General features: G+C 67.3%; 19 protein-coding genes. 13 read left to right on the top strand and 6 right to left on the bottom strand.

All coding sequences use genetic code 11. From position 1 onward, the window contains the following. Positions 1–15: 15 nt before the first annotated feature. Entirely contained in the window at positions 16–2,772 is a 2,757-nt protein-coding gene (locus tag K3U94_RS15275; protein WP_220694254.1) for a helix-turn-helix transcriptional regulator, read from the bottom strand. Between the two features lie 135 nt (positions 2,773–2,907). On the opposite strand from K3U94_RS15275, the gene K3U94_RS15270 reads away from it, so the two are divergent. The 3 genes from K3U94_RS15270 (at position 2,908) to K3U94_RS15260 (ending at position 4,769) form a co-directional block, all read left to right on the top strand. Beyond that, positions 2,908–3,489 (top strand): SH3 domain-containing protein, encoded by a 582-nt coding sequence (locus K3U94_RS15270; RefSeq protein ID WP_220694253.1) that lies wholly within the window; start codon positions 2,908–2,910, stop codon positions 3,487–3,489. A 186-nt stretch (positions 3,490–3,675) separates the two neighbouring features. After that, positions 3,676–4,323, top strand: a complete 648-nt coding sequence (locus K3U94_RS15265; RefSeq protein ID WP_220694252.1) for an MmpS family transport accessory protein — start codon at positions 3,676–3,678, stop codon at positions 4,321–4,323. Continuing rightward, positions 4,320–4,769, top strand: a complete 450-nt coding sequence (locus K3U94_RS15260) for a hypothetical protein (RefSeq protein ID WP_220694251.1) — start codon at positions 4,320–4,322, stop codon at positions 4,767–4,769. The genes K3U94_RS15265 and K3U94_RS15260 overlap by 4 nt, the downstream gene beginning before the upstream one ends. Here K3U94_RS15260 and K3U94_RS15255 read toward each other — a convergent pair whose 3' ends face one another. Further along, a complete protein-coding gene (locus tag K3U94_RS15255) occupies positions 4,770–7,532 on the bottom strand; it encodes an ATP-binding protein (RefSeq protein ID WP_220694250.1) in 2,763 nt (920 codons plus the stop codon). 91 nt (positions 7,533–7,623) lie between these two features. Here K3U94_RS15255 and coaD point away from each other — a divergent pair, with 91 nt between their 5' ends. Then, entirely contained in the window at positions 7,624–8,103 is a 480-nt protein-coding gene (coaD, locus tag K3U94_RS15250; RefSeq protein ID WP_047319341.1) for a pantetheine-phosphate adenylyltransferase, read from the top strand. Between the two features lies 1 nt (position 8,104). On the opposite strand, the gene K3U94_RS15245 is transcribed toward coaD, so the two are convergent. Beyond that, positions 8,105–8,731, bottom strand: coding sequence for a TetR/AcrR family transcriptional regulator (locus K3U94_RS15245; RefSeq protein ID WP_275564531.1), 627 nt, complete (start codon positions 8,729–8,731; stop codon positions 8,105–8,107). A gap of 109 nt (positions 8,732–8,840) precedes the next feature. On the opposite strand from K3U94_RS15245, the gene K3U94_RS15240 reads away from it, so the two are divergent. From K3U94_RS15240 to K3U94_RS15230, 3 genes are read left to right on the top strand one after another with little or no spacing between them, the layout of a single operon-like run. Next, positions 8,841–9,599 (top strand): DUF1989 domain-containing protein, encoded by a 759-nt coding sequence (locus tag K3U94_RS15240; protein WP_220694248.1) that lies wholly within the window; start codon positions 8,841–8,843, stop codon positions 9,597–9,599. Further along, positions 9,596–10,213, top strand: a complete 618-nt coding sequence (locus tag K3U94_RS15235) for an urea amidolyase associated protein UAAP2 (RefSeq protein ID WP_220694247.1) — start codon at positions 9,596–9,598, stop codon at positions 10,211–10,213. The genes K3U94_RS15240 and K3U94_RS15235 overlap by 4 nt, the downstream gene beginning before the upstream one ends. Further along, complete coding sequence (locus K3U94_RS15230) at positions 10,210–12,204, top strand: 5-oxoprolinase/urea amidolyase family protein (RefSeq protein WP_220694246.1); 1,995 nt, start codon at positions 10,210–10,212, stop codon at positions 12,202–12,204. Before K3U94_RS15235 ends, K3U94_RS15230 begins: the two co-directional genes overlap by 4 nt. Here the strand turns inward: K3U94_RS15230 and purU are convergent. Beyond that, positions 12,201–13,142 (bottom strand): formyltetrahydrofolate deformylase, encoded by a 942-nt coding sequence (purU, locus tag K3U94_RS15225; RefSeq protein WP_230987143.1) that lies wholly within the window; start codon positions 13,140–13,142, stop codon positions 12,201–12,203. The genes K3U94_RS15230 and purU overlap by 4 nt on opposite strands. Before the next feature lie 143 nt (positions 13,143–13,285). Here purU and sepIVA point away from each other — a divergent pair, with 143 nt between their 5' ends. The 4 genes from sepIVA to mutM are packed head-to-tail and all read left to right on the top strand — an operon-like array spanning position 13,286 to position 16,235. Beyond that, positions 13,286–14,023, top strand: coding sequence for a cell division protein SepIVA (gene sepIVA, locus K3U94_RS15220; RefSeq protein WP_047319298.1), 738 nt, complete (start codon positions 13,286–13,288; stop codon positions 14,021–14,023). Between the two features lie 39 nt (positions 14,024–14,062). After that, the gene (locus K3U94_RS15215; protein WP_082134070.1) at positions 14,063–14,671 is read left to right on the top strand and encodes a YceD family protein; all 609 of its coding nucleotides are present in this window, start codon (positions 14,063–14,065) and stop codon (positions 14,669–14,671) included. Then, complete coding sequence (gene rnc, locus K3U94_RS15210; protein ID WP_220694245.1) at positions 14,668–15,396, top strand: ribonuclease III; 729 nt, start codon at positions 14,668–14,670, stop codon at positions 15,394–15,396. Before K3U94_RS15215 ends, rnc begins: the two co-directional genes overlap by 4 nt. Before the next feature lie 2 nt (positions 15,397–15,398). Continuing rightward, positions 15,399–16,235 carry a bifunctional DNA-formamidopyrimidine glycosylase/DNA-(apurinic or apyrimidinic site) lyase gene (gene mutM, locus K3U94_RS15205; protein ID WP_220694244.1) on the top strand — a complete coding sequence of 279 codons (837 nt, stop codon included), beginning with the start codon at positions 15,399–15,401 and terminating at the stop codon, positions 16,233–16,235. Positions 16,236–16,345: 110 nt separating this feature from the next. Here the strand turns inward: mutM and K3U94_RS15200 are convergent, their stop codons facing one another. Together K3U94_RS15200 and K3U94_RS15195 are read right to left on the bottom strand one after the other, a co-directional pair. Further along, positions 16,346–17,119 carry a PIG-L deacetylase family protein gene (locus K3U94_RS15200; protein WP_220694243.1) on the bottom strand — a complete coding sequence of 258 codons (774 nt, stop codon included), beginning with the start codon at positions 17,117–17,119 and terminating at the stop codon, positions 16,346–16,348. A 33-nt stretch (positions 17,120–17,152) separates the two neighbouring features. Continuing rightward, positions 17,153–17,782, bottom strand: coding sequence for a DJ-1/PfpI family protein (locus tag K3U94_RS15195; protein ID WP_047319408.1), 630 nt, complete (start codon positions 17,780–17,782; stop codon positions 17,153–17,155). 126 nt (positions 17,783–17,908) lie between these two features. On the opposite strand from K3U94_RS15195, the gene K3U94_RS15190 reads away from it, so the two are divergent. Both K3U94_RS15190 and K3U94_RS15185 read left to right on the top strand, forming a co-directional pair. Next, on the top strand, positions 17,909–18,325 hold the full coding sequence (locus tag K3U94_RS15190; RefSeq protein ID WP_220694242.1) for an OsmC family protein: 417 nt from the start codon (positions 17,909–17,911) through the stop codon (positions 18,323–18,325). After that, entirely contained in the window at positions 18,312–18,593 is a 282-nt protein-coding gene (locus K3U94_RS15185) for an acylphosphatase (protein ID WP_220694241.1), read from the top strand. The genes K3U94_RS15190 and K3U94_RS15185 overlap by 14 nt, the downstream gene beginning before the upstream one ends. Positions 18,594–18,612: the final 19 nt, after the last annotated feature.

Raw genomic sequence — 18,612 nt, 5'->3', positions numbered from 1 at the left:
TCGGGAATTTCCCTATCATTCGGCCAAACCCACGGCCCGTCCGAGTTCGGCGCGCGACCGGATGCCGAGCTTTCGGTAGATCCGAGACAGATTGGCCTCCACCGTTTTTGGGCTGACAAAGAGTGCTGCCGCGACCTCGCGGTTGGACATTCCGGATGCCGCCAGTTCGGCCACGCGGCGTTCCGACGCGGTGAGATCTGCCCGAGCGCTGAGGCCGCTGACCTGATCGAGCTTGGCGCGGCAGCGATCCACCCACAGCGATGTGCCCAGATCCTCGAACGTCGCCAGGGCGTCGCGCAGTATTGCGGTCGCGAGGTCCCGCTTGTGTTGACGACGTGCGACGTCAGCGAGTACCAGCTGGGTGCGGGCCCTTTCGAAAGGTATTGGCAGCCGGTCGTGGAAGGCCATCGCCGCCTGCGCCGCGCGCTCCGCCCCGGCGAGATCGTCCTGCGCGGCCAGCAGCATCGCGCGGCACCTCCCGCCGATAGCCAGCATCCAGTCCCGCCCCAGTCGGTTGCCATTGGACTCCAGAGCGTCGACCAGCGGCTCTGCCTCGGATGCCCGACCCAGTGCGGTCAGGGCTTCTACGGCATCGGGGATGAACGACGCGGCGATGATCTCCGTCGACCTCAGCATCTCTTTGGACGCCGCCAGCAGCGGCGCCAATGCCTGTAGCGCGGCGTCATAGTCGCCCAGCGACACATCCAGAAAACCCAGCGTGGTGATCGGCCACTCCAACATTCGATGGGATCCGCTCCGCTGGGCCGCCGCCAATGCGTCGGCGATGTCGCGACGAACGGCGTCGACCCGGCCCGCGTAGGCCCCATGCATGGCCCGGATCGTCAACGCGATGAACAGCGGCAAGTCACCCCCCAGCTGCCGCGCAAGCTCCATGGTCGCGTCGGCGACGCGTCCCGCCTCGCCCATGTTGCCCCGCCACACCTGTAGCAGGACGGTGTGGAAGCCGAGAAAGATGAGTTCGCTGTCCTCACCCTGGTCCAGGCAGCGCTGACGGATGACGGCCAGTTCGCGTGCGGCGTCGTCGAGCTGCCCGGTCCACGCCATCAGCAGTGCGTTCTGCACCGCGGGACGAGCTGCCAGTGGAACGTCCAACGGATAGGGATCCAGCTCCAACGCTTGTCGCATGTCCGCCCCGGCTACACCTTCGCCGCTGATAAATCGCAACGTCGCCCGCATACCCAGGGCTGGGGCCAGCAGTTGCGGCTCATCGAGAAGCGCGGCCTTCGCCACGGCCTCGTCGGCGTGCTGCAACGCTTGCTCCTGGCGGCGTCCGTTGAACAGTGCGTACGCCAGCATTACCGTCATCTGCACAGCGGCGGCGTCGCTCGGGTCCGAGGTTGCCAATACTTCAGCCAACAGCTCAGCCGCCCCGAGGAAACCGTCGTCGGCCATTCTGATCGTGGCCAGCAGCACGATCGCGTCGCTGCGCAGTGCGCCGGGAGCAAGGTGGGCGATCGTGGTCTCCAGCAGGCTTCGGGCTCGGCCCGGGTCGCCGGCAGCGTAGTGATTGGCGGCCAACCGAATTCGCCGCTCCGGTGTGTCGCCCCCGAGGCCTATTGCCAAATCCAGAAATTCGGCTGCGGCGCTCGGCGCCCCGCGCAGCCGTGCTTTCTCGGCTGCGGCGTCGAGGGCGCGCAACGTTCGTACGCCGCCGCCGGTCCCGGACAGGGCGAGATGCCTGGCCTTGAGCTCTGGATCATCGATGATGTCAGCGAGACGACGGTGCATGAGGTCACGGCGCGCCGCGGTGGCCTCGGTGTACACGCCCCGGGCGAGAATCGGATGGGCGTAAGTGACCCGATGGCCGTCGATCCGGACGATGCCGGCGCCCTCTGCCTCCTCAAGGATCTCGGTGATGGTTGCGACGTCGTTGTCGGTGGCTGAAGCGATCACATCGAGCGTGGGGTCGGCCAGGCAGGCGGCCGCAAGCAGCGCGTCGGTGCACCCGGAACCTAAGTCCGTCAACCGGCTCCGCACCAGGTCGGCGAGCCTGGTGGGCAAGGCCGGCTCAGGGATCGCAGTGTCACCGTCGATGACACGGCCGAGTTCGAGCGCGTAGAACGGATTGCCTCCCGACAGCTCGTGGATACGAAGGATGGTTGGTCGAGCGAAGGATCGTCCCAGCTCTTCACACAAGACCGTGTGCGTTGCGCCGACGCTGAGCGGCCGTACCCGGACGCGTCGCACCATATCGGGCCGACGTAGTTCCAACCAAGCCGTCGCAGCAGCATCCTCGGGGTCGTTTCGCACTGTCGCGAGAACGCCTATTGGCCCGCTCAAGCGGCGCAACACCGCGGAGAGCACCTGCTGACTCGGCGAGTCCACCCACTGCAGGTCATCGATGGCGATCACCACGGGCGATCGCTCGGTGAGACGCTTCACCACCGCGACGATGGCGGCTGCGAACGCGCGCTGGTCGGTGACCGGTCCCTCGGCGCTGCCTCGTGAGAGCGCGCGATCGACGGCAAGGCGTTGCGGCGGAGGCAATTCCGCTAAATCGGCGTTGTCCAGCCAACCCAACAGGTCCGACAGGGTGGTGTAGGCGGCCACCGATTCGGCCGGTGTCACTCGCGCCGACAACACCCGGAAGCCCGCGCGTTGCGCGCGCTCGACGGCGGCCAGCCAGACTGTGGTCTTGCCGATCCCCGCTTCGCCTTCCACCACCAGAGCAGTGGGGCCCGACGGCACCGCGGCGAGCAGTTCGTCCACTGCCCGGTACTCGATCTCCCGCCCTACCACCTCGGTGGCCACCCGATCAGTTTCGCACAGGGGACGGCGGGCAGAACAGCGTCGTCGGGGCCGTAAATGGTAGGGATTCTCCCGATTCAAGACTGGCAATCGGTCGATAGCGTCACGTCCAGGAAATCGCTCGTGAAAGGACCGTCGATGGCAACCAAATATCCGTCCCGGTTGATCTCTCCGGTGGCGGCCGTGGCGGCATTCGCCGGTCTCACGGGAGTTGCGGTGGCAGTGGCCGACCCATTGCCGTACGGGCCCGATACATGTATCCAGGGCTACGTCTGGCGTGAGGCGATCCCGAATGACCATGTCTGTGTGACCCCGGCTGTGCGCGCCCGCACCCAGCAGGAGAACAGCACCGTCGCCGAACGTCGTGACCCCACAGGCGCTTACGGGTCGAACACCTGCAAGCAGGGCTACGTGTGGCGGGAAGCGTTCGACGGCGACGTCGTGTGCGTGACGCCGGACATCCGCTCGGCGACCAAGGCCGACAACGCCCAGGCCGCGTCGCGCGTGCAGAAACCCCAGTCGCAGGCGAACCGGACGACCATCACTGGGGATGTTGACATCTACGCGCAGCCCGGTGGCCAGGGCAAGCCTTATGGGATGGTGTCGAAGGGTACCCAGGTCGAGGTCAAGGTCCGACAGGATGACAGGTGGGTGCAGATCGCCGGACCCAACGTCCCGGGAGGATCGGGCTGGGTCTGGGGTGACTACGTCGGGAGCTGATCCGCTCCCAGATCAAGGCCGACAACGCTCGGGCGCTGTCTCGCGTGTAGCACCGACCCCGACTGCACAGGGGGAGGCCGGCAGAACGGCACCGCCGGGGCGCAAATGGTAGGGATTCTCCCGATTCAAGACCGGCAACTGGTCGATAGCGTCACGTCCAGGAAATCGCTCGTGAAAGGACCGTCGATGGCAACCAAGTATCCGCCCCGGTTGATAGGCCCAGTGGTGGCCGCGGCATTCGCCGGCTTCACGGGAGCTGCGGTGGCAGTGGCCGACCCATTGCCGTACGGGCCCGATACATGTATCCAGGGCTACGTCTGGCGTGAGGCGATCCCGAATGACCATGTCTGTGTGACCCCGGCTGTGCGCGCCCGCACCCAGCAGGAGAACAGCACCGTTGCCGAACGTCGTGACCCCACAGGCGCTTACGGGTCGAACACCTGCAAGCAGGGCTACGTGTGGCGGGAGGCGTTCGACGGCGACGTCGTGTGCGTGACGCCGGACATCCGCTCGGCGACCAAGGCCGACAACGCCGCTGCGGCATCTCGGGTGCAGTCGGCATCTCAGTCGCAGGACAAAACCGGCGGCCAGGTCCGGTTCGAGCTGACCGGATCGGGCACGGCCGACACCATCGACATCGACCCCGGTGGTCGGGTCTACGGCGCATCAGCACCGTGGGGCAAATCTGTCAGCGCGGGGCCCAACGACAGCTTGCTTCAAATGGTTGTGGTGGTCAAAGACGGTTCGTTGGGTTGTCGGATCACGTTGGACGGCAAGGTCGTCAACGAACAACCAGCGGGGCAGGCTCCGCACTGCATCTACGACAGGTCATGACCATGAACAAGGCAAACTCCGCATGGTTCGCGCTGTCGGCAGTGCCCGTCGCGGCTCTCGCGGTGCTGGTCGGACAGACGCCGGCACAGGCCGATCCGTTGCCCTATGGGCCGGACACGTGTATTCAGGGTTACGTGTGGCGTGAGGCGATCCCGAATGACCATGTCTGTGTGACCCCTGCTGTGCGGGCGCGTACCCAGCAGGAGAATGGGACGGTCGCCGAGCGTCGTGACCCCACAGGCGCTTACGGGTCGAACACCTGCAAGCAGGGCTACGTGTGGCGCGAGGCGTTCGACGGCGACGTCGTGTGCGTGACACCGGACATCCGCTCGCAAACCTGGGCCGACAACGCCGCGGCGGCATCGCGCGTGCAGGCGGATGCTCCGGATCCCACGCCGGACCCCGCGCGCCAAGACCTAACGTGCAAGCAGTTGGGAATCTGCTGATCACCAGGTCGGTGCGGTCTCGCTCATGACTCGGCCGAGTTCGGCGCGTGAGCGGATGCCGAGTTTGCGATAGATCCGGCTGAGATTGGACTCCACCGTCTTCTGGCTGATGAACAGGGCGGCGGCTATCTCGCGGATAGTTGCGCCGGTGGCCGCGAGTTCGGCGACGCGTTGTTCAGATGCGGTGAGTCGATCATGGCGCCTGGTGCCACTTGCCCGTTGCAGATCCTCGCGTGCACGTTGTGCCCAGAGCGGAGTTCCGAGTTCCTCGAAGCTGGCCAGTGCATTCTGCAGTGTTCTGGAGGCCGCTTCGCGTTTGCGTTGCCGCCTCAGGATCTGGCCCAACACCAGCTCGGTACGAGCGCGTTCGAACGGCATTGGCACACGGTCATGTTGGTCGAGGGCCTGCTGCGCCACGTCGACGGCGGCATCTATGTCGCCGGTGGCTGCCAACAACAGCGCCCGGCAGCGTCCGCCGGCTGCGCGCATCCAGGCACGGTCCAGCCGGCGACCGTTGCTTTCGAGCAATTCGACAAGGGGCCCGGCGTCGTCGAGTCGGCCGACGTGGACCATGGCCTCGATGGCGTCGGGCAGGAACGGCGCGAGGAAGATCTCGGTGGCCTTCGGCGTCGATTGCAGGGCGAGCAGTCGTGGTTGCAGTGTCGCGAGGGCAGCTGAGTAGTTGCCTACTGTTACGTCCAGAAACCCCAGTGTGGTGGTGGGCCATACCGCCACCAGTTCCGGCGAGTCACAACGTCGGCAGATGCGAATCGCCTCAACGGAATCGCGGCGAGCATCGGATTCGGCACCTGTGTAGGAGGACGCCGCGGCCCGCAGCATCAGTGCAACCGCGAGCGGGAGATCGCGCTCGAGAAGCAATGCCCGTTCCATGGCATCCTCGGCGATCAGGGTCGCCTTGGCGAAGTCTCCGCGCCAGAGCTCGTTGAGGCCGTTGTGGAACGCGACCAGAATCAGTTCGCTTTCCTCACCGCTCTCGAGGTAGCGCTGTCTGATGTTCAGCAGCTGTTCTGCGGCCTTGTCCAGGTGACCGGTCGCTGCCGTCAGCGCCGCACTGTGCACCGATGGCCCGAGCAACGACGACATCGGAAGCTCGGGATCTTCGAAATCCAGCGCCCGAGCCAAAGTGCTCTCGTCCAGGCCGTCGCCGAGCAGGAACCGGACGAGCACGGACATGCTGAGCGCCTGGCTCAACAGCTGCCCCTGCGGTAGCTGCATCGCGGCCGTGACGGCATCCTCGGCACTACGGGCGGCATGGTCATGACGGCGGGAGTTGACTTCTGCGAACGCGAGCGGCACCAGGATCTGCACCCGCAGGGCGAGATCGTCGCCGGCCTCGTCGAGTGCTCGGCCCAGCAGCTCAGCGGCATCGCGGGAACTGCCATCGAGCAGGCTCCAGAGCCCGAGCAGTCGTAACGCCTCTGATCGTGCGGGTCCCGATTCCGATCGAGCGATCACCTCATTGAGTAGCGCTCGGGCGCGCGTAGCGTCGCCCGCGTTGAAATGGTGTATGGCCGCTGAGATTCGGCGCTGCGGTGTGTCTCCGCCGAGGCCGATCGCAAGTTCAAGAAGTTCGGCAGCCGCGGTCGGTGCTCCCCGAATCCGCGCCAACTCGGCGCCGGTATCCAGGGCCTGCAGGGTGAGCGGGTCGCCGGCCGTGGTGGCGAGCGCGAGATGCCTGGCCTTGAGTTCAGGATCGTCAACGATCCCGGCCAACCGTCGGTGCATTGCCCGGCGATCCGCCGGTGTCGCATCGCGGTAAGTGCCACGGGCCAACAGTGGGTGGGCGAAATGGAGCTGTTCGCCCGAGATTTCGATGATGCCCTTGACTTCGGCTTCCTTCAGCAGTGCGACGATGCGGCCGGGGTCGGTGTCAAGGGCGCTCCTGATCAACCCGACTGTCGGGTGGGGGAGACACGCCGCGGTAAGCAGTACTTGCCTGACTTCCGGTGTCAGGCTGCCGATCTTGGCCCGCACCAACCCCTCCAAGGTTGCGGGCAACGACGTAGCGGTGTGAGCGGACTCGTCGTCAATGGTTCGGGCCAGCTCGAGCGCGTAGAAGGGATTTCCCGCCGAGACCTGGTGGATTTCCAGCAGCTTCGGGCGGGAGAACGACCTGCCCAGCCGTCCGAGCAGCACGCTGTGCAGCGCACCCGGGCTCAAGGGACCCAGACCGATATGACGCACCAGGCCCGGCGCGCGCAGTGTCAGCCCAACCGGTGGTTCGCCGGCGCCGGTGCGCACAGTGGCGAGCAGACCAACGGGGCCGGTCAGCCGTCGCACCGCTGCCGAGACCACCTGCTTGCTGGGCGGATCGACCCACTGCAAGTCGTCCAATGCCAACAGGACCGGAGAGTCTTCGGACAGCCGCTCCACCACCCGGACAAACGCTGCCGTCGTCGCGCGCTGATCTGTGACCGGTCCGTCGGTGCTGACGCGCAACAAGACCCGATCGATGGCCAAACGCTGTTGTGTTGCCAAGCCGGCCAATACGGAGTCGTCCACCGTTTCGAGCAGCGCGGCCAACGAGGAAAACGCCAGGACCGACTCCGCGGGAGCCGCCCGGGACGACAGCACCCGGTAGCCGAGTTGTTCGGCGTGATCGAGGGCGGCCAGCCAGACGGTGGTCTTTCCGATGCCTGCTTCGCCTTCCAGGATGAGCGCGGCCGGCCCAGCCGGCACCGAGCCGAGGAACTCGGCAATCTGGCGCGACTCCACCTCACGGCTCACTACCGGCGTGGCCATGGGTGAATACTTGCAGTTAGCTGGCACCAGGTCCACAGTTCAGGCCTTCACCGGAGCCGTCTTCGCGGTCGGGCTGCTAGCGTCATGAGCCATGAGTGGCGCGGTATGCCCCGGTTCCTTTGACCCGGTGACGTTGGGACACGTCGACATCCTGGAGCGCGCTGCCGCCCAGTTCGACGAGGTGGTGGCCGCCGTACTGGTCAATCCCGCCAAGAAGGGCATGTTCACCCTGGACGAGCGCCTCGAGATGATCGCCGAAGCCACTGCGCATCTGCCCAATGTCCGCGCGGAGTCGGGTCAGGGCTTGGTGGTCGACTTCGTCCGCGAGCGAGGGCTGACCGCGATCGTCAAGGGTCTGCGTACCGGCACCGACTTCGAGTACGAGCTGCAGATGGCGCAGATGAACAAGCACATCGCCGGTGTCGACACGTTTTTCGTGGCGACCACCCCGCGGTATTCGTTCGTGTCGTCCTCGCTGGCAAAAGAAGTGGCGTCGATGGGCGGTGATGTCTCCGACCTGTTGCCCGAGCCGGTGAACCGTAGGTTGGCTGCCAAGCTGGCCGGGCGCTGACCTACTGCGGCGCCAGCGCCAAACGGTGTTCGGTCGAGGTGCGCATCGTGGTGAACCCGCTGGTGCAGCCCAGCACCCGTAGCGCCGCTTCGGCGATGGTCCACGGATAATCCGGCGGACAGCAGCCGTCGTCGGAGCGGCGGTTGATCACCGCCTCCACCAACCGGAACGGTAGGTCGTCGGCATCGGCTGGACCACCATGGTCGGCGATCACCGCACGCGACAGCTCCTGGTAGTGGCTGCGCAACTCGCTGCGGCGCCGGCGGAAGGCGGCGAAGCGCTCGAGGCGGAGCTCCGGAAGCAGATACAGGGTGCCCAGATTCCAGGCGCCGCCGCACAATTGCGCGGTGTCGGCGACGAGGAGCGTGTGCAACCGCGGAGCGCTCGGCCCCGTTTCGGCCAGTAGCTCGGCGGCCAGCTGCACGGAGGTGTCGACGGTGTCGGCCAGCAGCGCGTCGAGGATGTCGTCCTTGGCGGCGAAGTGGTGATACAGCGAGGCCTGCCGAATCCCGACGCTCTCGGCGATGCGCCGGGTCGAGGTGGCGGCGTAGCCGACGGTGGTGAACAACTCCGCCGCGGCATCGAGGATCTCGTCGCGCGCGCTGCGGCCCGGCCTGCTGGAAGCCACCAGGCGGGGACGCCCTCGTCGATCGGTCTGCACGCCTTACTGCCTATCACGCGCGAGGTCTGGCGCACTAAAACCTGTCAGTTGATAGAAAATGTGCTAGCTTCCTGTCATGGACAATCCACGCACCGATTCCACCGACGGGGCGCGTTCACATGCGCGCGCTCAGGTGCAGCGCGCGTCGATGCGCATCCCGACGGCCCCGGGCGACGTCGACCCGGCGACGATGATCTGGGCAGAGTCGATCCCGGCGGGCGGCTACGCCACCAAGGTGCTGGCCCGTGGCAGCCGGGTCCGGCTGGTCGACATCGAGGGCGGCGCGTGCGCGAACCTGCTGCTGTACCGCGCCGAGGCCCCCTGGGAACGGCTCAATGTCGCCGACACCATGAAGGTGCCGTGGCAGGCATACCTCGGCGTCGGCCATCCGTTGTTGTCCGATCAGGGCCGGGTGCTGGCCACCGTCGTCGCCGACTCTTCTGGCCACCACGACATGCTCTGCGGCCCGGAAGCCACCGGCCGCCAGTTGCTGCTGCTGGGGGCGACCAAGCACGGCATGGACATTCGAGACGTGGCACCGTCGGTGTCGTTGTTCCGCGGAGTCCGCGTCGACCCCGCCAGCGGCGCACTGGAATTCACCGGGTCCGCGGGTGCGGGCGCCGCGGTCGACCTGCTGGTCCACCTGCCGGTGGTGCTGGTGCTGGCCAACGCTGCCCACCCGCTGGATCCCGACCCGCCTGAGGGCGCGCTGGACGTGCTCGGCTGGCAAGCCGGCGAGCAGTTGGCCGACCTGGCCAACCAGGACCCGGAATACCAACGCGCGGTGCAGAACACCGAGGCCGCCTGGGCCGCCGGATCGGGGACGCGATCATGACGAACCCCGCGCAGATCCTCTCCGACGAGGTGGTGGCCGCCCGCGCGCCGTGGTCGGCGGTGGTGCGCGCCGGAGACCTGCTGCAGATCATCGACCTGCACGGCAACCAGGCGGTGGACTGCCTGCTCTACGACGCCGCCGACCGCACCCGCCGCTACAGCGCCCAGGCCACCGTCGCAGCCGAGCGCAACATCTTCTTGAGCACCGGATCGATGCTGCGCAGCGCCGACGGCACCGCCCTGATGACGGTCGTCGCCGACGACGTCGGCAACCACGACACCCTCGCCGGGGCCTGCTCGCAGGAATCCAACACCCTGCGCTACGGGCATCACACCGCCCACCAGCACGCCTGCGTGGAGAACTTCCTCGTCGAAGGCGCCCGGTGGGGCCTGGGCAAACGCGACCTCGTCTCCAACATCAACTGGTTCATGAACGTCCCCGTCGAAGCCGACGGCACGCTGGGCATCGTCGACGGCCTCTCGGCCCCGGGCAAGAGCCTGACCCTGCGCGCGGAGACCGACACTCTGGTGCTGGTGTCGAACTGCCCGCAGATCAACAACCCGTGCAACGGCTTCGACCCGACACCGGTGCGGATGGTCATCAGCCGGCCATGATCGGCATCGAGGTGGTCTCCCCGGGCATGTTCACCACGGTGCAGGACTGGCCCGGGCGCGTCGGCTACTGGCATGTCGGGGTGCCGCCGTCTGGGCCGATGGACGACCTGTCGTTTCGGATCGGCAACCAGGTGTTGGGCAATCCCGAAGGCGCAGCCGGGTTGGAATGCACCAAAGCCGGACCGGCCCTGCGGTTTTCGAGCTCCGCCTGGGTATGCGTTACCGGCGCCGCGGTGCCGGTCAGTCTGAACGGTGCGCCGGTTCCGCAATGGCAGTCGGTGCGGATCCCCGCCGGTGGAATGCTTGAGATCGGGGTGATTCCCGGGCCCGGGATGCGCTGCTACGTCCTGGTCGAGGGAGGCATCGCCGCACCGGAATTCCTGGGCAGCGCAGCAACCTTCACCCACGGCGTGTTCGGCGGTCACCACGGCCGGGCGCTGCGCGAATCGGATCGCCTCAGCGCCGTCGGCCGGGGCGGTGCCCCACCGTCCCTCACCCGCGCCCCGAGCCAGAGCCAGCCCAGCATCGGCCGGCACTGGGAGCTTGCGGTGACCGAAGGGCCGCACGCCGCGCCGGAGTTCATGACCCGCGCCGACATGACCACCCTGACCACCACCGACTACACCGTGCACTTCAACTCCGACCGCACCGGCGTGCGACTCGTCGGGCCGAAACCACGATGGGCTCGTCCGGACGGGGGAGATGCCGGCCTGCACCCGTCCAACATTCACGACACCGCGTACAGCGTCGGGGCGCTGGACTTCACCGGCGACACCCCGATCCTGCTCGGCCCCGACGGGCCCAGCCTCGGCGGATTCGTCTGCCCGGTAACGGTGGTGCGCGGCGACCGATGGAAACTGGGACAGCTCTCGCCCGGCGACACCGTGCGGCTGGTGCCGATCCGTGCCGACCACGCCCCACCGTCAGCGGCGCTTGGTGTGCAGCGGCGCGCGGCATGGCCGGTCGTGGTCTCCCGCTCCGGCGACGGTGACGACGGAGTGTTGCAGCGCTACACCGGACGTGATGGGACGGCCGTCACGCTGCGGCGCGCCGGTGACAGTGGAGTGTTGCTCGAATACGGGCCGATGACATTGGATTTGGCGCTGCGGGCGCGGATACAGGTGCTCTACGACCAACTCCGTGAACGTCGGCTGCCCGGGCTGGCCGAACTGACTCCGGGTGTGCGGTCACTGCAGATCCAGTTCGACGCCGAACAGTTCTCGTGTGCCGAGGTGATCGACGAAGTGGCCGCCATCGACGACGCCCTGCCGCCCTGCGATGAGCTCATTGTGCCGAGCCGCTCGGTGCGCCTGCCGCTGAGCTGGGACGACCCGGCCACCCGTGAGGCCATTCGCCGCTACATGTACGGGGTGCGGGCCGACGCTCCGTGGTGCCCGTCGAACATCGAGTTCATCAGGCGCATCAACGGACTCGACGACATCGCCCAGGTGTATGACATCGTGTTCGGCGCGCAGTACCTGGTGTTGGGCCTGGGCGATATCTACCTCGGCGCGCCGGTGGCCACCCCGCTGGATCCCAGACACCGGCTGGTGACCACCAAATACAATCCGGCCCGCACCTGGACGCCGGAGAACGCCGTCGGGATCGGCGGGGCCTACCTGTGTATCTACGGTATCGAGGGGCCCGGCGGGTACCAGTTCGTCGGGCGCACCACCCAGGTGTGGAACCACCGGCACGCCACGGCCGGGCTGTTCGACCCCGAAACTCCGTGGCTGCTGCGCTACTTCGACCGCATCAGCTTCTATCCGGTCGAAGCCGAGGAGCTACTGGAGTTACGTGCTGAGATGGCCGCCGGACGCGGCCGGGTCGACATCGCCGACGGCGAGTTCTCGCTGCGGGCCTACCGCCGGTTTCTGGACGGCAATGCCGAGGGCATCGCGGGGTTCCGCCGGCAACAAACGGCCGCGTTCGCCGCGGAGCGCGACGCGTGGCGTCAGGCCGGCGAAATCACGGCCACCGCCAGCGTTTAGAGCACCACCGTTTCGTTGCCCACCCGGATCACCCGGTCCTGGCAGTGCCATTGCACCGCGCGCGACAACACCGCCCGTTCCACATCAGCGCCCAGTCGCACCAGATCGCTGACAGTGTGAGTGTGGTCCACCCGCACCACGTCCTGCTCGATGATCGGGCCCTCGTCCAGCACCTCGGTGACGTAGTGCGCGGTGGCGCCGATCAGTTTCACGCCGCGTTCCCGGGCTCGCTGATAGGGCGCTGCACCGATGAACGCCGGCAGGAAGGAATGGTGGATGTTGATCAGCGGACAGCCCACCGCCTCGATGAAGTCGCCGGTGATGATCTGCATATACCGGGCCAGCACCACCAGATCGACGTTGCCGCAGAGCAACTGCAGCTGACGCTGTTCGGCTTCGGCGCGAATGTCGCGGGTGGCGGGGATGTGGAAGAACGGCACCCCGAACGGGCGTACCTGCTCGGCCAGCTCCGGGTGATTGGAGATCACCATCGCCACGTTCATCTCCAGCTCGCCGCGGCGGTTGCGCCACAACAGGTCCAGCAGGCAATGGTCGGTCTTGGACGCCATGATCGCCACCCGCTTGGGCTTGGCGGCCTCGGTGAACCGGTAGTCCATCGCGAACTGCCTCGCCACCGTGGCACCGAAGCGTTCTTGGAGCCCGTCGAGGGCCGCCGGCAGACCGGGCAGGTGAAAGATCGCCCGCTGCACGAAAGTCCCGTCTTCGGGGGCGGTCGAGTGCTGATCCAACGAGATGATGTTGGCTCCGGCCTCGGCGAGAAAGGCGCTGACCGCGGCGATGATGCCGTGGCTGTCCTGACAGCTCAGCAGCAGCCGGCCGATATCGGTGGTCGCCGGGGTGCCGGACTGTTGCGGATAGCCCTGTGCAGCCTGCCCTGGTGTCGCGGTGCCTCCGTGGCCCCCAGAACCGTTCGTCATGGCCGCCCTTCGCCGATCTCCGACTTCAACGGGTCAGGCTACCGGTGGAGTGGACGAGAATCCGACACACCGGGCGACTAACACAGTCACACACGTAACACAGGGCACACTAGTAACAACAACTATGCCTGGAGGGTGCTGCCGTGTACCGAGTGTTCGAAGCCCTTGACGAACTGGGCTCCATCGTCGAAGAGGCCCGTGGCGTGCCGATGACGGCAGGCTGCGTGGTGCCCCGCGGTGACGTCCTGGAATTGATCGACGACATCCGCGACGCCATCCCCGGGGAACTGGACGACGCCCAAGATGTGCTTGACGCCCGCGACTCGGTCCTCAACGAGGCCAAGGAGCACGCGGACTCGATGGTCAGCTCGGCCACCGCCGAAGCCGACTCGCTGGTCAGCCATGCTCGCGCGGAGGCCGACCGGTTGCTGGCCGACGCCAAGGGGCAGGCTGACCGGATGGTGGCCGAGGCTCGCGGACACAGCGAGCGGATGCTCGGCGAAGCCCGCGAGGAAGCGGCCCGGCTGAGCGCCACCGCCAAGCGCGAGTTCGAGACCGCCACCAGCCGCGCCCAGGCGGAATGCGACCGACTGGTCGAGAACGGCAACGCTGCCTACGAGAAGGCCGTACAGGAGGGCATCAAGGAACAGCAGCGGCTGGTGTCGCAGAACGAGGTGGTGGTGTCGGCGCGCGCCGAATCCACCCGGCTGATCGACTCGGCACACGCCGAGGCCGACCGGATGCGCGGCGAATGCGACATCTACGTCGACGCCAAACTGGCCGAATTCGAGGACTTCCTCAACGGCACGCTGCGCTCGATCAATCGTGGTCGTCACCAACTGCGTACCGCCGCGGGCACTCACGACTACGCGACTCGCTGACCCGAGAACGCCGACTAACGCGCTGCGTAGAATCGCGGCATGGCGAGGCACCCCGGCGCAGGTATGAAGGCAGCACGACGACAGCAGCCTGCGCCGTTCGTGGTCAATGTCTCCCGGTTGGGACGGCGCCCCGGTGCGTTGATGCCGCTGCATGAGCAGCGGATCAGCCCCACCCGCATCGGGCTGGATCTGGTGGCGATTCCGGCGGATGGCGCAGTCGATCTGGATCTGCGGGTGGAGTCGGTCTCCGAGGGTGTTCTGGTCAGTGGTGTGGTCTCGGCGCACACTGCGGGCGAATGTGCGCGCTGCCTGCAACCACTGACCGGCGACATCGAGGTCGAGTTGACTGAGCTGTTCGCCTACCCCGACAGCACCACCGATGCCACCACTGACGACGACGAGATGGGCCGGGTCGTCGACGACGCGGTAGACCTCGAACAGGCCATCGTCGACGCGGTCGGCCTGGCTCTGCCATTGTCCCCGTTGTGCGACCCGGACTGTCCGGGACTGTGTCCGGACTGCGGGGTGGTGCTGGCCACCGCCGAGGCCGGCCATCACCATGACAAGATCGATCCGCGCTGGGCGAAATTGGCGGGAATGCTGGAACCGCAGGACGGCGCCGGGCCGAGCGACGACGGTGAGCGGTGAGCCGACCCCGGCAAGCCGTGCTGGATGCACTCGGCGTGGACCTGCCCGACGAAATGCTCACGTTGGCCGTCACGCACCGCAGCTACGCCTACGAGCACGGCGGCCTGCCCACCAATGAGCGCCTGGAGTTCCTGGGCGACGCCGTGCTCGGACTGACCATCACCGACGAGCTGTTCCACCGCCACCCGGACCGGCCCGAGGGCGACCTCGCCAAACTGCGCTCCAGCGTGGTCAACACCGCCGCCTTGGCCGATGTGGCGCGGGGCCTGACCGAGGACGGACTGGGCGCCCACCTGCTGCTCGGCCGGGGCGAGGAAAACACCGGCGGCGCCGACAAATCCAGCATCCTGGCCGACGGGATGGAGTCCCTGTTGGGGGCGGTGTACCTCCAGCACGGCATCGACACCGCCCGGGAGGTGATCCTGCGCCTGTTCGGTCCGCTGCTCGACACCGCGGCCACGCTGGGCGCCGGCCTGGATTGGAAAACCAGCCTGCAGGAACTGACGGCCGCCCGCGGTCTGGGTGTGCCGTCCTATCAGGTCACCTCCACCGGACCCGACCACGACCGCGAGTTCACCGCGACCGCCGTTGTGTCCGAGACCGCCTACGGCACCGGCGTCGGCCGGACCAAGAAAGAAGCCGAGCAGAAAGCCGCGGCAGCGGCCTGGCAGGCCCTGGACGCCTCGGACACCCCGGCTGCAGTGAACGAAGCGCCGCAGGCCTGAGCATGCCCGAACTCCCCGAGGTCGAGGTGGTTCGGCGCGGCCTGAACGAGCACCTGGTCGGGCGCACGATCACCGCAGTGCGGGTGCACCATCCGCGGGCGGTGCGCCGGCACGACGCCGGCCCGGCCGATCTGACCGGCCGACTGCTGGGCGCCCGGATCACCGGCACCGACCGGCGCGGTAAATACCTCTGGCTGCTATTGAGTACGGACGAGGCGCTGGTGGTGCACCTGGGGATGAGTGGTCAGATGCTGCTGGGGGAGCTGCCCGACAGCAGGCATCTGCGGATCGCCGCGGTGCTCGACGACGGTACGAAGGTCAGCTTCGTCGACCAGCGGACCTTCGGCGGGTGGCAGCTCACCGACCTGGTCGCCGTGGACGGCAGCGTGCTGCCGGTTCCGGTCGCCCATCTGGCCCGCGACCCGCTGGATCCGCGCTTCGATGTCGAAGCGGTGGTCGAAGTGTTGCGGCGCAAGCACTCCGAGATCAAACGCCAACTACTCGACCAGACCGTGGTCTCGGGTATCGGCAACATCTACGCCGATGAAGCACTGTGGCGGTCCGGGATTCGCGGCACCCGGGTGGCCGATCGGCTGTCTCGGCCGCGGCTGCGGGCACTGCTGGGCGCCGCCGCAGAGGTGATGAACGACGCCCTGGCCGTCGGGGGCACCTCGTTCGATTCGCTCTACGTCAACGTCAACGGTGAATCCGGTTACTTCAGCCGGTCATTGGACGCCTACGGCCGTGAAGACGAGCCGTGCCGACGTTGCGGGACGCCGATCCGCCGGGTGAAATTTATGAACCGATCGTCGTACTTCTGCCCGAATTGCCAACGCTGACTGTCGTTCTCTTTTCGGCGAACGTGCATGTTTGCACGCCAACACGCCGCAAATCGTGGCATTCTGCGCACGCTCGCGCCGTCGTGGTCCCACGCCGCGGTGGCCCCAATTCACTCGAAGATGTCGCGGCACACCCGCCCCGGCGGCAGCGCCGGATCGACGAACCACTCCCGGCCGAACATCAGGCCGGCCACCTGCGGGGGAAGCCGCAGCAACACTGCGAACAGGCGGGCCGCGGCCGGGTTGGCGCCGATCTGGGAGCGGTGCGCGGCGAAGGCATCCCGCTTCTGCCGGGCGAACCCGAACACGTTGATCCGGTGGGTGATGCTCGCCCCCGGCGCGTACGCGGTGCGCACCACGTCGCGCTCGTAGGGGGCCGGCAGCCGCAGTAGTCGCGCCGCATTGGCGATCCGGGCCAACAGTTCCCGGGGCATCGTCGCCTCGAGCACCCGCGGTGTCGCCGCGATCTGCGCGGCCCGCTTGCCGACGTGATGAACCCGCACGTGATCGCGGTGGCCGTAGCCGCCGTTGGACTGGTAGCTCAGGAGCAGATCCGCGTCTTCGTCACGCAGGATGGCTGCCAGTCGCTGCGCCGCATCCTCGATGTCGGCGCGGGCGAACCTGACCCGCCCCGGCGGGTCGGGATAGAACTCCGCCCCGAAGCCACTGTCGGCGAAGCCCAGACATTCGACCCGGTGCGCGCCGAGAATCTCTGCACTCGAACGCAATTCGACGAGACGATCGCCGTCGTCATTGCTGACCCGTCCGTCGGTCGCTACCACCACAACCACGCGATGCCCCTCGGCGGCCGCTCGCGCCAAGGTTCCCCCGGTCAGGATCGCCTCGTCGTCGGGGTGGGCGTGGAAGGCGACGACGGTGGCCATAACGGACCAGTATGCCCGCGACTGCCGGGTGCGTCAGCGCCGCAGCTGCGCGGCCCGCCGCCGGACGCCCTCGCCGGCTTTGGCCAGTGATCCGCAGTCAAACGGGGGCTGCGGGTCGTACTCGATCAGCAATTGGACGGCGCACGCCGTTTCGGTGTCCACCAGCAGTTCGACGAGCCGCAGCGCCATATCGATGCCGCTGGAGACCCCCGCGGAGGTGACGATCCGCTGCGGCAGATGCTCGACCACGCGCTGCTCCACATAGCGGGCGCCCAGGTGTTCCAGCAGCTCGACGGCCCCCCAATGGGTGGTCGCGGTCAGGCCATCCAGGATCCCCGCGGCGGCCAAGAGCAGCGAGCCGGTACACACCGAGGCGGTGAACCTGGTGTGGGTGTGGGCAGTGCGCACCCAGTCGAGCAACTCCGCGTCGTCGAGCAATGCCCGCGTCCCGATACCGCCAGGGACGACGATCACATCCGGTGCGGTCAGCTCGTCGAATCGGGCGTCGCAGAGGACTCCGAGCATGCCGTTGTCGCTGCGAACCTCGCCGCGGTGGTGCCCGACGAAAATCACCTCGACACCCGGAATCCGTTGCAGCACCTCATAGGGCCCGATCGCGTCCAAGGCGGTGAATCGCGGGAAGAGTGGGATCGCTACCTGCATGATCCAGATGAGACTACGCGCCTTGGCACCGTTCACCGAGCGTGTAGTGACGCCGAGAAATCGATAGTTTTGTCGCGCTGAGTACACATTCGGCGAAGGCGAGCCTGGGGCTGCCAAGATGTCCCCATGACGGAACTATGGGTGGAACGAACCGGAACCCGCCGCTACACCGGACGCAGTTCGAGAGGCGCGCAGGTGCTGGTCGGCAGCGAAGACGTCGACTGCGTCTTCACCCCCGGGGAGCTGCTCAAGATCGCGCTTGCCGCGTGCAGCGGAATGTCCAGTGACGCACCGCTGGCCCGCCGGCTCGGCGATGACTATTCAGCGACGATCCGGGTGTCCGGGCCCGCCGATCGTGAGCAGGAGCGTTATCCGCTGCTGGAAGAGATTCTGGAGCTGGATCTGTCGGGCCTGGAGGACGCCGACAAGCAGCGCCTGCTGACCGTCGTGCACCGGGCGATCGATCAGGTCTGCACGGTGGGCCGCACCCTGAAATCCGGCACCGAGGTGCGCTTCGAGGTCGACTCCGGTGACCGCTCCTGACGTCCGCCTGTCCGCCTGGGTGCACGGCCACGTCCAGGGCGTCGGATTTCGGTGGTGGACGCGTTCGCGGGCGCTGGAGCTGGGTCTGACGGGGTACGCCGCCAACCGCCCAGACGGCCGCGTGCACGTCGTCGCTCAGGGACCCCGCGCGGACTGCCAGCGCCTGCTGGAGCTGCTGCAGGGTGGCGCCACGCCGGGCCGGGTGGACACCGTCGTCGCCGACTGGACGGACGCCGGAGACCCGATCGACGGATTCGCCGAACGCTAGACCGGTAGTCTCACACCCC

Origin of the sequence: Mycolicibacter heraklionensis (genome assembly GCF_019645815.1) — a bacterium.
Taxonomy (GTDB): Bacteria; Actinomycetota; Actinomycetes; order Mycobacteriales; family Mycobacteriaceae; genus Mycobacterium; species Mycobacterium heraklionense.
The sequence above is the reverse complement of the archived record's forward strand: the minus strand, read 5'-3'. Positions and strand labels throughout refer to the sequence as shown.